Below are 12,358 nucleotides of genomic sequence, written 5' to 3'. Positions count from 1 at the left end.
CAACGGCGTCCACCAGGCCATGCTCGGCATCGCCCGCCTTCACAACCTGGCCCTCACGGGATAACTCCAACCCCATACGGGACAACCTTTAGTTGGAGATATGTGACGCTGTTTATGGGAACGGCATGGTTGAGGTCGTAGTCGGAAATATAGAGTTCTGTCAGATGGGGGAGCGTGGCAATCTCTTGCCATTCTGTGCTGTCGGGTGCGGAGTTGACGGCCAGGTCTTGCAGTTGATGCCATTTGGAGACGCCGGCCAGGCGTGTGCCGATCCAGCCGCCCAGGGATAGGGAGGTGAGGCCCTTTGGAGCGGGCAGGTCCTCCAGGCTCGCCCAGGGCAAGCGGGTGTAGAGGGCTAGGGCCGTAAGCTCTGGCAGAGAATCCAGCGCGTCGAAGGAGAATGCGTCCGGCAGGTGAAGGAGACGCAATTCTGGAAGCGGGATCCCCGCAAGGTCTTCAACATGAGCGAGTTGGATGCACTCAGTGAGGGCGAGTTCCTTCAAGGCAGGGAGTTCACGGACGAACTTCAAGTCTGTCAGAAGTTGGCCCGAGTAGACCTCCAGCTTATGGGTGTGTTCGGATGATAGGTGCTCGATGATCTTGTCTTCGGTGAACGCTTCTCGAAAGGCGATGCTGGTGATGGGCTTGAGGAGCCGGAGCGCGTTGCGTTGATCGTGGGTGTGTACTTCTAGAGGCAGACGAGCCCGGTTCTGCAGGGGGAGAAGGATGTCGCGGGCGTATTCGTCAGCGTTGAAGTGCTCCCAGCCCCCGACGAGGTCATAGGGTGCCGAGTCAGGGGGCAGCGACTGTACGAAGCGGCGGAGGAAGGCGTATGCGTGGTCGCCGCCGATCAGCGTGACAGTCCTGACGACAGGGCCCACTTCGTCGCCTTCCAGGTTCTCGGGGCCTGGCAGCAGGTCCAGGATGCCTGGCCCGAGCGCGGCGAGCTCTTCTGCTTCCTCGCGGGAGCGGGGAGGCATCAGGACACGCGCACGTTGTTCGATCAGTCTGCGGACCTCCGGTTCGATTTCGGTGGCGTACTGCAGGCTGGCGGCCGCCAGGAGGTGGAGTCTGCCCCTGTGTTCGCCCTCGGCGTCACCGCGTTCGACGAGGCGGCGGAGTAGATCAGCGGTTTCGGCTGGGCGGGCGTGGGCGACGGCCATGCGTACGACGTCCTCCCACTGGTCGTCGTGTGCATTGTTGACCAGCAGGGGAAAGTCGTGGGCTTCGATGGCGGCTTTGGCCCCGAGGTAGTCCTGGAAAGTGCGGTGGACGAAGTCGATGGTGTCCGCGGTGGGCTGGCGCAGGAGCCCGCTGCGGCCGACCAGGTGGGCCAGGACCTGGTCGGCTGTGCCCTGCTCGGCCACGGGATGCATGGCCGGCAGGGCGTCGTCGACCAGGGCCGTCGCGGTGGTCCGTTCCATCTCGGTCTGGCGGTTGCGGATGAGCCAGTAGGCCAGACGCTGCAGTAGCTGGACGCTCTGGTGTTCGGTGAGCTGAATGCCTTCCGGGACATCGATGCTGCGTTCAAGGTCACGGCGCACCAGCAGCATCGACAGTGCTGCCTCATACAACTCCATGCGGCTGTGGGGCAGGTGACCGCGGCGGTCCCGGTGCAGCGCGCAGATCAACGCGCACATCAGGGGTGTGCTGGACAACTGCGCCAGGTCACGCTGAGCACGCACTGTCACCTGGAGCGCTGCTTCGAGATCATTCAGCTGTGACCGTTCGGCGTCGGTCGCTGCACTGTGCCGGGCGGCGGAATGCCACCGGCCGACGAAGACTCCAATGTCAGCGGTACTCATAGGCCGTACTGACAGTTCGGTGAAGCGCGACGAAGTCAGCCAGCCTTCTGGTACAGCGGACGGGCGCGTGGTGACCACGAAGCGTGCGTCCCCGTAGGCTGCCAAGAGCCGCTCGAGCCAGTCCCGGGTGGCGCCTCGGTGCTCTTGAGGAATCTCGTCGATGCCGTCGACCAGGACGAGTGCCTCCCCCCTGGCGAGTACGGCATCGGCCCAGCCTTCAGGCTGTAAGGCGGCCAGGGGGGTGCCCACCGCAGACAGGAAGTCGTGTGGCTCCGGAAGGGGCCCCGCCTCACCAGCGTCCGCAGCGGCAGGATGAACGGAATGAGCCCCCGCCAGTCCGTGAGTTCCTCCGGCAGTTCATCGCACGCCGTGGCGACAGCCAGCCACTGCAGCAGTGTTGTCTTTCCGCTGCCGGCGAGCCCTCGCAGGAGAACGCGTCGACAGTTGGCCAATGCGTGCTCGGCACGCTTCACCACGACGGATGGCCGGTTCGATTCCTTGCTGCCTGCAGGCCAGTCTTCCGGCCGCTCTGCCAGTTCCAAGCTCAAGTACGCCGCGTCCAGCGGCCAGCGCGCACGTTCCGGCCGGCTCAGGTCTAGCCCTACGACGGTCAACTGGGAATGCCGTTCCGTCACGTAGCGGAGGTACCGCTCCTCGAAGGAAGGCTGCACTCTGGGCCGCGCCGACCTGCCGGTAACTTTCCTCGGCAAGCCCTGGCGCACCTGCGGTACGCGGGCAGCGGCTTTGCGAAGGGCCAGCAATGGCTCTACATCCGTGCCCAGCGCCTTCGCCAGCGCCACCAACGTGGTCTCGGAGGGCACCACTTGGCCGTTCAGCGCCTGGCTGACCGTTGTCCGCCCCAGCCCGGTCCGCTGCTGCAACCCACCCATCTGCAGACCCCGCTGCGCCCTGAGAGTGCGCAGCCGTAGCGCAAGTTCCGCCAGCGGATCCTCGTACGCGTCCCCCATGTCCTGCTTCTCCGTCTCCCAGGCGACCGTCTTCGTTCATCTTTGTTCGCCCTGAACCCCGATGAACACCAGAACCGCGAAATTCGCCGAAGTCCCCCATCGTCGGTTGTCCTGGGAAGAAGGCATGAACACCTCATCCATTCACCTGATCCTGCTGGCCCTGCTTCTGGCCGTCGTCGGTCTCTTCTGCTCGCTCGTAGGAGCAGCAGCCGGTCTGCTCGCTCGTATCGACGGAGCCACCTATGCGACCGCTCTGCTGCGCGGTGCCGTGGCCTTCGCGGGCAGTGCCACCCTGTCCCTGGCGCTGCTGACCTTCGTCCTCGCGGTGCTGTGAACCGAGGATGCTTTGCCCCACCTCTGCAGGCGAGAGCATGGCGCCCGCCCGTGGGTGGGCGCTGTTACTCCTCGGTGCTGGGGCCCGGCCAGTGTCAGGGCGTTGGTTACAGGACAGTGATTATCCATAGCGCACGGGCATGTGTGCCGTGTTTGGCAGGGATGTCACCTGGTCGTATGGCTGTCTGACGGTCCGCGCCTCGGTGCCCGATGGCTCGAGTCCACGCTCGACATCATGGCCGAGTACATCGACACCTGACCGGGTTGAGGGACGGCTGCGCCGTCCCTCAACCCCCGCCTATGGAAAAGAGGCTGAGTTGGCCCGGCACCGCTGCTACCCCTCCGACACCTACGACGACGAATGGGCGCTCATCGAGCCTCTCCTCCCGCCGCCGGCCTGCGAGTCCCCCAAAGGGGGACGTCCCGAGGCGCACCCTCGCCGCGAGATCGTCTTTACCGAGCGTCGCTCTGACCGGGTGGGCTGTGAACTGCGTGGATGCGTCGCGTGGGTGTCCGTGACGTGGTGGGCTCGATGGTGAGGGCAGCTTCAATCTTGTCTGCGTGGAAGCACAAGGACGCGCTGAATGCCTCGCTGGCCGGGTCGAGACCGAAGTGGGTCGCGAGGGCCTCTTCCACGTTGTCATCGCACTCGTCGAAGAACTCTCCACTGCCCGCAGCAGCCGTGCAAGAGAGGCGGCCTGTTCGCGGTCGAGGCGGACCGGCTCGGTGGATGGTTGATCGGTCATGGCTGATCCCGTTCGAGAAGTTGGGCTTCGAGGTTGGCCGTGCGCTTCTCGGCGAACCGGAGGTTGGAGCGGGCGCCTTCGAGCCGTTCCTGGAGCTTGCGGTGCTCCTGCGTGAGCTGGTGGACGCGGTGCTTGAGGGTGGTGTTCTCGCTGGTCAGATGCTGGACGGACTCGCCGGGGACCATCTGGTCGAAGTCGCGGAGCTGTCCCATCAGTTCGCCGATCCGCTGTCGTTGAGCGAAGACCTCCTTCTGCGTGCGGGTCAGCTCGGCCTCGGCGTTCAGGGCCCGCTCCCGCCAGGATGCCTCGATCCGGTCGTGTTCCTGCTGGGCCTGGTGGTCATGGCGGTTGCGGTGGTCGGTCGTGGCGTTCTGGACGAGGGCCCGCGCCTGGGTGTTCTCGTAGAGGAATGTCGCGGAGACTCCTGCTCGTTCGGCGACGGCCCGGACGGTCAACCGGCCGCGCTCGCGGCGGAGTTGGCCGAGCGCCTTCTCGACGCGAGCGAGTTTGTCCTGGGTCTGCCGATGGCGGGCGGCGATGGCGGCCGCCGTTGAGGAGGTCATGCGGCATCGTCTTCCTGCTGGGTGTGGGCCAGCTCCTGCGCTCGGAAGGCAGTGCTCCAGACCTTCCCGAAGTAGTCCTGGGGCCGTCGCAGGTCGAGGGCGAGGGCATCGTCGAGCAGGCCGACGGCCGCCAGTGCCTTCTCCAGGCCGTCAATCGCGCGGGCGGTCGGCTCGAAGACCTCATGCAGGTAGTCGGCGGTGGTGCTGTCGGGTGCGCGCTCGGAGAGCATCCGCCATTGCTCGCGTTTGCGGTGCCAGTAGACGAGGTCGGCGCCGGACATGACGAACTTGTCGCAGCTGTGGCAGTTGAGGTTGAAGGGGCAGGCATCGCCGTTGACGACGGGCTGGAAGGTGCAGAAGCCACCTTCGGCCGGTGTGCTGCGGTGGGTGAGATCGATGGCGAGAGCTTCGGCTTCCTGCCGAGTCATCGGCTCAGCGCCGGAGAGCATCAGGCCCGGCTCGGCGGATCCGGGGCCGGCGACCCAGAGCGCGTTGAGGGCCTCTTCGAGACGAGGATCGGTGTTGGCGAGGTGGACGTAGTGCTCGGCCATCGCCTCGGAGAACTGGCCCAGGTAGCGTTTGACGTGGGAGAGGTCGGCGCCGTTCTTGAGCAGGTTGGTGGCCAGCGTGTGACGGGCCTGGTGGGCGACGACGTGGGCGATGTCGAGGGTGCCGATCCAGTCCCGGAAGTTCTCGGAGAACCAGCCGTAGCTGACGCTTTCCAGCATGCGCCGGTTCTTCTGCTTGCGGGGGAACAGGGCGATCTTCAGCCGTTCCTGTGGCGTCGGCGGTCGTCCGAATCGCTGGATGAATCGGGTGACGGTCTTCTCCTGGCGCTGCTGGATGCGGCGGTAGAGCCGCTCAGGGATGCGGATGGCCTGGTCGTAGTTGCCGACCTTGGTCTGGTCGTGCCAGAACATCGGCAGCGAGTTGAGCCGGCCGATGCACTCCAGCCGGAGTTTGAGGACCTCGTTGCAGCGGCGGCCAGTGAGGACGAGTGCCTCCCATGCGTCCCGTAGTCCGCGGTCGCTCGGGTCGAAGTCTTCGAGGTTGCTCAGGTTGGTCTCATCCGCGAGGGCCCGGGCGACGTCGTCGGGGAAGGGCCGGCGCCGTCCGCTTTTGTAACGGCCGGTCGGCAGAGTGACGATGAAGCTGCGGGGCAGCCCGATGCGTTCGGCCTCGCCGGACTCGAGCGCGAAGCGCAGGATCCGCCGGGCGCCATTGAAGGTGGCCGCCATCGTGCTCCTGGTCACCGGGGTGGAGCCGCCGTCCGGCCCGCGGCCCTGGGTGTGGGCGCCGAGAGACTTCAGCCCGTGCTCGGCGCGGTATCGCTGGTCGGCGATGAAGTCGGTCATGTGGGCTGCGGTCAGTGCTGTGGGGTCGTGCCCGCCGCCGGGAGCCTGGGCTTCGAGGAATGCGGACAGTTCCACGCATCCGCGCCGGTGGGTTTCGAACGTGGTGCGGCTGCGGGGCGGATCAGCGGTCAGCCGTGCGGCAACCGCGTCCCAGACGAGGTCGCGAAGCCACCGCTGCGAGATGAGGGTGAGATCGAAGTGGCTCCCGGTTCCGGGAAAGCGCACACCGAAGTGGTCGGTCTCGATGAAACCGGCGTCCTTGGTGTCCTCGCGCGTGAAGTAGACCAGCCGGAGGTACTTCAGCATCAGCGAGACGATCGTGTCGGCATGGGCCCGGCAGGCTTCCAGGTCAAGGTCGATCAGTGAGTTGACCTGCTGAATGCGACAGGCGTCGGCCACGTACTGAAGCCAGGCAAGAGGCCATTGGCTGGCCTCCTCCGGGCCGTTGCCATGGTGGAACATCGTCCACTGGATCTCGGCCTTGACCAGTGGCCGCAGGCCGAGCAGGGACACCTTGCCGTTCATCCGATTGACCAGGCCGGTCTCCCGGCACCACTGATCGAAGCGTGCCTTGTCCCTGTACTCGATGGGGACGGGCTCGCCGCGGTCCAGCCACCGAGCCCAGTTCGGCCCGGGTGCTGCTGCCCTGCCCGGCCTGCCGGCCTTCCGGTAGCGGGTCGCGTGCCGTCGGCAGAGCTTCAACGGGTTATCAGCAAGGTCAGAGCAGGGCTCGACGAGGCACTGCCCGAAGGCGGGGAAAGAGGATTGGTCCCGGAGCCAGGTGTCGAACTCGACCTCGCTGCCGTGCAGGCGGCGGTAATAGCCGCGGTAGGTGGTCCAGCGGGATGAGTGCAAGTAGCACAGCCCGTCCGTGGCCCAGGCCGGGACGTCCGGGCAGATCACACAAGGTGGCGGATCGAACCACGCCTTCGGCTTCAACGGCTCGGCCGTCCGCTGGAATTCGGTGACCGACATGCCCTGCTTGCGCAGGGCCAGCCACTTCACATCGTGGGTGTGGCAGTAGTCGCGATGAGCGGCCAGAGGACGCTCGCAGGCAGGGACGCCGCAGGCCCATCCATAGACGAGATGGTCACGAGGCACCACGATCACGTCTTCGCGGAACATCGGATCGACCGTCGGCGATGCCAGCAGCGCGGTCAGCACCTCCAGCCGGTCGGTGCTCGTTCGCGTCGGCACGTCGCCGCTCGGGACCAGCGGCAATAGCTGAAGAGCCGTCATTCTCCCTCTCCCCAAACCGTGTTCAAGGCAGCGATGAACTCTGGGGAGTGCTGATCGGGATGCCCGTAGACCTCCTCGACGGTCCGCGCGGATGCCCAGTTCCCGGCGACCTTGGCGACCATCGGATCGTTGCCCGAAACGTCGAGGACCTTCGAGGTCGTCGTGTGCCGGAAGGCATGGGGCTTGATCCGTCCGGGCAGTTCGGCCCTGCGGCCGGCCCGCCGCAGCATCCCGCGAGCCCCATCCGCCGTCCACGGCTCACCGCGGCTCGGACCTGCCAGCTGGATCAGCAGCATCCCATGTCCGGTGGCGTACTTCCTGTATTCGCTCGTCATGTAGACGAAGTAGCTGCTGACCATCGCCGGGCTGACCCGGTAGATCTCGCCGCCGCAGATCACACCGTCGCGCAGCCACCACTCCGGCTTGGTCTTCGCCGCCGCCCGGTTCGGGTTGCCCCACCGGTGGCACACGTGGACATGCGGTTTCGGGGAATCCCCGCAGGCCGCGTTCTCCCGCAGGTGCAGATCGGACAAGTGCAGCCCGGTCAGGCCACCGACCCGCAACGTCGTATCCGACAGCCAGGTCACCACCATCGCGTCCCGGGCGGTGTTCACCACCTCCAGCAGATCCGGCCTTGCCCCGTCGGGCAGCATCTTGGGATGCCGCCGGCGCGTGCCCTGCTTCGGCGCCAGCGGGTTCGCCAACATCGAGGCCATCGTGTGCCCGAGCAGGGCCCGGTCCCGGTCCTGCCGGGTCGGCAGCCGCCGCACCTCCAGCGCGGCCCGCAGATCGTCGTTCACCCCGCGCTTGGCGCACTGGTGCAGGTAGAAGCCCTTCAAGCAGGCGGCCGCGGTCTGCAGTCCCGACTGGCCGTACGGCTTCTTCGGAGGCATCCGCCACGGCTGCCCGAACGGCATCGGCACCCTCGCCCCGACCGCACCCATGTACCGGTGCAAGTCCAGCAGCGTGACCTTCTCCGTGACCAGCCCTTCGCGCACCCGCCACCGCAGGTGATCGACCAGCGTGTACGCGTAGGTCTTCTGCGTCCCCGACCCCTCGTACGTCCGCAGGAAGCTGTCCGCCTCCTCGTCCACCGAGCTGTCCGGCCACACGATCGTGTACGACCACCCGCCACCGGCCCGCTTCATCGGCTGTACTCGGATGTCCTCCAGGACCATCACGCTTCGCACACGGCCTCCCGCCCCTCGTCCCGTACGTCGGGCAGGGAACGGTGACGATCAGTAAATAGACACGCGATGCATCCGCGGACCGCTCTATCGAGGGAGCCGGTCACTCGAAGCACGCTCGGTAAAGTGATCGACGCCATCAGGTACGTGACTGACAACGGGACGAAGTGGCGGGCGGTGCCCACCGACTTCGGGATCCCGTGGCGGACGCTCTTCGCGTACTTCCAGCGGTGGGCGGCGGCCGGAGTGGTCGCCCACATCCGCGACCAACTGCACCAGAAAGTGCGGGAACGGGAGGGCAAGAACCCGCGGGCGGTGACGGTGATCCTGGATTCTCAGAGCGTGAAGGGGGCCGAAACCGTCGGCGCGGCCACGCGCGGCTACGACGCCGGGAAGAAGATCAATGGCCGCAAGCGGCACCTGGCCGTCGATACCCGCGGGCTGCCCGTCGCGGTCATGGTCACCTCGGCCGCGATCCACGATGCGCCAGCGGCCCGCGACCTGCTCTTCCGGCTTCGGCTCGCGCACCCCGAAATCACCCTGGCCTGGGCCGATTCCGCCTACGGCGGCCAGCTCATCGACTGGTCCCACACCTTCCTCGGCCTCACTCTCCAGACCGTCAGCCGCCCCAAGGGACAGAAGGGCTTCCAGGTGCTGCCCAAACGGTGGGTCGTCGAGAGGGCGATCAGCTGGATCATGAGGGCCCGCAGAAATGTCCGCGACTATGAGCGACTTCCCCAGCACAGCGAAGCGCACATCGCCTGGACCACCATCACGCTCATGACCCGGCGCCTGACCAAACCGGTCAAGAAGCGCCCCGTGTCTGCGACCACGCCGGCTGAGGACCCGGCCCCCCGGCCAGTCCGGATCCGGACCAGCGCCCACGGAATCCGGCTCGCGCACACAGCCCTGCACTGAGCTTGTTTTTTATCTACCAGGATCTACCGGGTCTGCCGATGGCCTTGAGGGTCTCGGGGCGTTTGACGGTTTTGCCGACGTCGTAGCGGGTGGCAGGCTGCCGGTTCTTCGAGCCGAGGGGGCGTCCAGGACCGGTTCCGGTCGGTTGAGGAACACGGGCCGGGCAGAGCAGGTGAGCGCGGATGTTCCTGAACCCCCGGCGGACTCGGGCCGGGGTGAGGTGTTCGGGCTTGCTCGGCTTCTCCCAGGGCCGGCGGAGGTCGGTGGCCAGCGGGCGGGCGAGGCGGAGCTGGGTGTGGGCGACGACCAGGAGCCATGTCCATCGGTCCGCCGCCTCAGGAGTACGGACTTTCGGAGTGGTCCAGCCCAGCGTCTGCTTTCCGAACCGGAAAGTGTGCTCCAGATCGAATCTCCTGAGGAACACCTGCCACCAGAGGTCGACGTCCGCCGGGGCGGCGCCGGTCTTCGAGCACCACAGCCAAACCGGCGGGGCTCCCCGGTCTTTCGAGAGATGCTCGACTTCGAGGCGGACCAGGGTGCCCTCGACGAGGGGGAGTTCACCATCGTGCTCCAGCCAGGCTGAGCGGTGGGTCAGTCTCGGGTGAACTCGGTCCCATGCCTGGGCTTCGGCCTTGCCGTAGTTCACGGTGTCGGTGGCTGTGACGATGGCAGCCTCGGGCCATGTCTCCGGCTTGGCGAAGCGGAACTCGGGCCCGTGTTTGGTCGGGCGTCCGCCCTTGGGGTCGTAGACGCGGGGTGGCTTCGGCAGGCGCATCACTCGGTCGGAGCGGATCCGTCCGACCAGCTCGACGGGAAGATCCCGCAGTAGCCAGGCCAGGCGGGTGACGTCATAGCCGGCGTCCATGACGATCGTGATGGCCGGATCTGCGGACTGCCATTGGCCGGCCGCGATGAGCCGCTCGACCACGGCCCTCACCTGGTCGGCGGTGACCGCGGTCGCGTCTTCCGCGGGTCCGAGCCGGACCGCGTCCAAGAGGCCGGTCCACGATGTGGCCCCGGGCTCCAGGACGGCGACGAAAGAGTACGGCCAGCCCGGGATGAACTGGGAGGCGGACTTTGCCCGCCCGTAGACATGGCAGAACAGCCTGTCCGCCGAGCACGGCGCGTCCGACCGCAACCATGGCGACACGTCGACCGCCAGCACCAGGCGCCGCCCCGCGAACCGGGGCAGCGGTAGCCCGGCCAGCAGGGTCCGCAGTCGCTCGACGTCGATTCCACCACGGTTGAGGGCTCCGTATAACGCTCCGTGCCCGCGGCGGTGTTCGGGCACCAGCGTCAGGTCCACCGGCGAGACCACCGGACCGTCCACGCACAGCAGCGCATCGGTGAGCTCGAACAGCTCATCCCGTCGGCCGGACAAGCACGCGTAGAACTCACCACGGAAGCCTGACGCTTCCGCAAACGCCTCTCTCCGCACGACATCAGCCAGCAGACTCACTCTCACGGCCTTCGTCTCGGTCATGTGCACCCTGGTCGGAGCACATGGTCAGACGACGGCCGCCTCCATGTCCGGCGAACCCTCGGGTGAGCGCCCCAGTTCGAGACACCGTTCGAGACCGGACATAAAGATCAAGTTGAGTGCCTGTCTCTGAATGCCGAAGCGACACTTCAAAGGCCGCGAGTCCCAAATAGAAGCTTTGCGCCAGCGTTCGGGATCAGTCACGGTGACCGATCCCCGAACGGCAACTCTGCGGCTGGCGGGGGCGTCAGTCGTCGGTGATGGTGACGGTGACGATGTGCCCGACCTGGAACGGCAGATCCTCGTACTCGCGGGCCGTGGCGTCGTCGCTGACGGTGGTCTCGATGACGTCGCCGTCGCTTTCGGTGATGGTGACCTTCTTGGCCATGATGTGCTCCTTCTCCTGGGGGTTGGGCTCTTTGGCGAGGTGGTCGAGGGCGCGCTGCAGCAGGGGGGCGGTGCGCGGCAAGAGGGTGCGTCCGGCTGCGGTGACCGCTGCGTCGATCTTGTCGAGCGAGCCGACGAGCCGAGGGGTACCACCTGGCCCAGGCTGCCCCAGAGCAGGGCAAGGCTGTCTCAGGTCCGACCTTCACTCGAATGCTGGGACGGCGTGCGGGGACGGTTTGACTCTGGTGGCCTGGGGGTGACAGACAAGCGCAGAACAAGGAGGCACCACCCATGCGCGTACGCACTGCACTCGCCACTCTCGCCCTGGCAGCCACCGCTCTCCTGGGGGGCGCAGGGACGGCCGCAGCTGACCCCAAGCCGCCTCAGAACTTGGTCAAAGCCTGCGGTCTCGGCACGGGAGATATGGCAGCCTGCTCAGCCCTCATTGCCATGGGGTTTCCGAACCTGAGCTGAGCCTAAGGGATGGGGCATCACGGACCGCCTCAGCTTGTTCTTTATCTTTGAGCCCCGAACAGCGCCGGAAGATAAAGAACAAGCTGAGTAGCTGTCTTTCAACCTGGATCCGCGCCCATTGGTGGTGCCGCCGGCCAGCTGGTGTCAGCGCGCTGTTCAGCGGCCCGCTGCTGGGGGGTCAGGGGTTGTAGACGCCGCTTCCCGAGAGGATGGGCAGGTCGTCGAGGATATGAGTCAGCTGCCCCCCCTGGGTTTTGGTGCTGTTCTCGGTGCACTCCTGGTTCTGGTCCGAGCTGAGGATGTCCTGAGCCGCGGCGTTGACCAGCGCGATCATGCCCTGCACGGTCTCGATCGGGCTTCCGATGCATCGCTTGTTGAGCTGGGTGTCGAGGAGGGCGAGCGGGGGGCCGTCGTCGCCGGGTGCGGCTCGGGAGCCTGCGACGGGGTGGAGTTCGGGCTTGGGGAGCTGAGGCGTAAGTCCCAGGAGGACTCCGAACTTGTCGGCCAGGTTCTTGACGGGGTTATTGGGGTCCTTGGCGGCTTTGTCGAGGCAGTCGCCGACGGTGTCCCGGGAGGCGGGGACGGGGATCTGGTTGAGGCGGACCAGGGCCAGGCCGGGCACGCCCCGATTCAGCGCGGTGCTGTCGGGAAGACCGACGCATTTGGCGGTGTCCTGGGAGATCAGCATGAGGGCGGGGCCGTCGGGGTGTGGGGCGGCTGCAGCGGTGGGGGTGGTGGCCAGGAGGCTGGCGGCCGCCAGGCCAAGCGTGGTCAGGACGGTGGTGGCGCGCATGATGTCTCCTCTGGTTGCTAAAGGTTGTCCCGTAACTGAAGTGGCTGCTGCGGCGTTGAGTGGGCATGGGTGGGGTGATGTCAGCGGATGATCCGAAGTGGATCGAGCCG

Annotated in this window: 7 protein-coding genes and 2 pseudogenes; 2 read left to right on the top strand and 7 right to left on the bottom strand. The window is 66.5% G+C overall.

The window, feature by feature from the left end:
* Nucleotides 1–53 precede the first annotated feature (53 nt).
* Nucleotides 54–2,695 (bottom strand): annotated as a pseudogene (locus tag AB0I94_RS41770) (NACHT domain-containing protein).
* A 202-nt stretch (nucleotides 2,696–2,897) separates the two neighbouring features.
* On the opposite strand from AB0I94_RS41770, the gene AB0I94_RS41765 reads away from it, so the two are divergent.
* Nucleotides 2,898–3,107, top strand: a complete 210-nt coding sequence (locus AB0I94_RS41765) for a hypothetical protein (RefSeq protein WP_363315059.1) — start codon at nucleotides 2,898–2,900, stop codon at nucleotides 3,105–3,107.
* A 741-nt stretch (nucleotides 3,108–3,848) separates the two neighbouring features.
* Here the strand turns inward: AB0I94_RS41765 and AB0I94_RS41760 are convergent.
* Genes AB0I94_RS41760 through AB0I94_RS41750 form a run of 3 tightly spaced genes read right to left on the bottom strand, consistent with a single transcriptional unit; the run spans nucleotide 3,849 to nucleotide 8,199 of the window.
* On the bottom strand, nucleotides 3,849–4,415 hold the full coding sequence (locus AB0I94_RS41760) for a DUF6262 family protein (protein WP_363315058.1): 567 nt from the start codon (nucleotides 4,413–4,415) through the stop codon (nucleotides 3,849–3,851).
* Nucleotides 4,412–7,009, bottom strand: a complete 2,598-nt coding sequence (locus AB0I94_RS41755; protein ID WP_363315057.1) for a site-specific integrase — start codon at nucleotides 7,007–7,009, stop codon at nucleotides 4,412–4,414. Before AB0I94_RS41755 ends, AB0I94_RS41760 begins: the two co-directional genes overlap by 4 nt.
* Nucleotides 7,006–8,199: a tyrosine-type recombinase/integrase gene (locus AB0I94_RS41750; RefSeq protein WP_363315056.1), complete on the bottom strand. Its 1,194-nt coding sequence runs from the start codon at nucleotides 8,197–8,199 to the stop codon at nucleotides 7,006–7,008. The genes AB0I94_RS41755 and AB0I94_RS41750 overlap by 4 nt, the downstream gene beginning before the upstream one ends.
* 66 nt (nucleotides 8,200–8,265) lie before the next feature.
* On the opposite strand from AB0I94_RS41750, the pseudogene AB0I94_RS41745 reads away from it, so the two are divergent.
* A pseudogene (locus AB0I94_RS41745) lies at nucleotides 8,266–8,994 on the top strand (IS5 family transposase); the annotation flags it as partial.
* Between the two features lie 133 nt (nucleotides 8,995–9,127).
* Here the strand turns inward: AB0I94_RS41745 and AB0I94_RS41740 are convergent.
* The 3 genes from AB0I94_RS41740 to AB0I94_RS41730 all read right to left on the bottom strand — a co-directional run bounded on the left by AB0I94_RS41740 (nucleotide 9,128) and on the right by AB0I94_RS41730 (nucleotide 12,248).
* Nucleotides 9,128–10,597, bottom strand: a complete 1,470-nt coding sequence (locus AB0I94_RS41740) for an NF041680 family putative transposase (protein WP_363315055.1) — start codon at nucleotides 10,595–10,597, stop codon at nucleotides 9,128–9,130.
* A gap of 244 nt (nucleotides 10,598–10,841) precedes the next feature.
* The gene (locus AB0I94_RS41735; RefSeq protein ID WP_363315054.1) at nucleotides 10,842–11,063 is read right to left on the bottom strand and encodes a hypothetical protein; all 222 of its coding nucleotides are present in this window, start codon (nucleotides 11,061–11,063) and stop codon (nucleotides 10,842–10,844) included.
* A 570-nt stretch (nucleotides 11,064–11,633) separates the two neighbouring features.
* Nucleotides 11,634–12,248: a rodlin gene (locus tag AB0I94_RS41730; RefSeq protein ID WP_363315053.1), complete on the bottom strand. Its 615-nt coding sequence runs from the start codon at nucleotides 12,246–12,248 to the stop codon at nucleotides 11,634–11,636.
* Nucleotides 12,249–12,358 lie beyond the last annotated feature (110 nt).

Source organism: Streptomyces sp. NPDC050147 (genome assembly GCF_040660195.1).
Taxonomy (GTDB): Bacteria; Actinomycetota; Actinomycetes; order Streptomycetales; family Streptomycetaceae; genus Streptomyces.
This window is presented reverse-complemented; position numbering and strand designations above follow the sequence as displayed.

Bases quoted from the DNA above. Each gene is read 5' to 3' on its own strand.
- AB0I94_RS41765 (WP_363315059.1), top strand. From the start codon at position 2,898: ATGAACACCTCATCCATTCACCTGATCCTGCTGGCCCTGCTTCTGGCC.
- AB0I94_RS41760 (WP_363315058.1), bottom strand. From the start codon at position 4,415: ATGACCTCCTCAACGGCGGCCGCCATCGCCGCCCGCCATCGGCAGACC.
- AB0I94_RS41755 (WP_363315057.1), bottom strand. From the start codon at position 7,009: ATGACGGCTCTTCAGCTATTGCCGCTGGTCCCGAGCGGCGACGTGCCG.
- AB0I94_RS41740 (WP_363315055.1), bottom strand. From the start codon at position 10,597: ATGACCGAGACGAAGGCCGTGAGAGTGAGTCTGCTGGCTGATGTCGTG.
- AB0I94_RS41730 (WP_363315053.1), bottom strand. From the start codon at position 12,248: ATGCGCGCCACCACCGTCCTGACCACGCTTGGCCTGGCGGCCGCCAGC.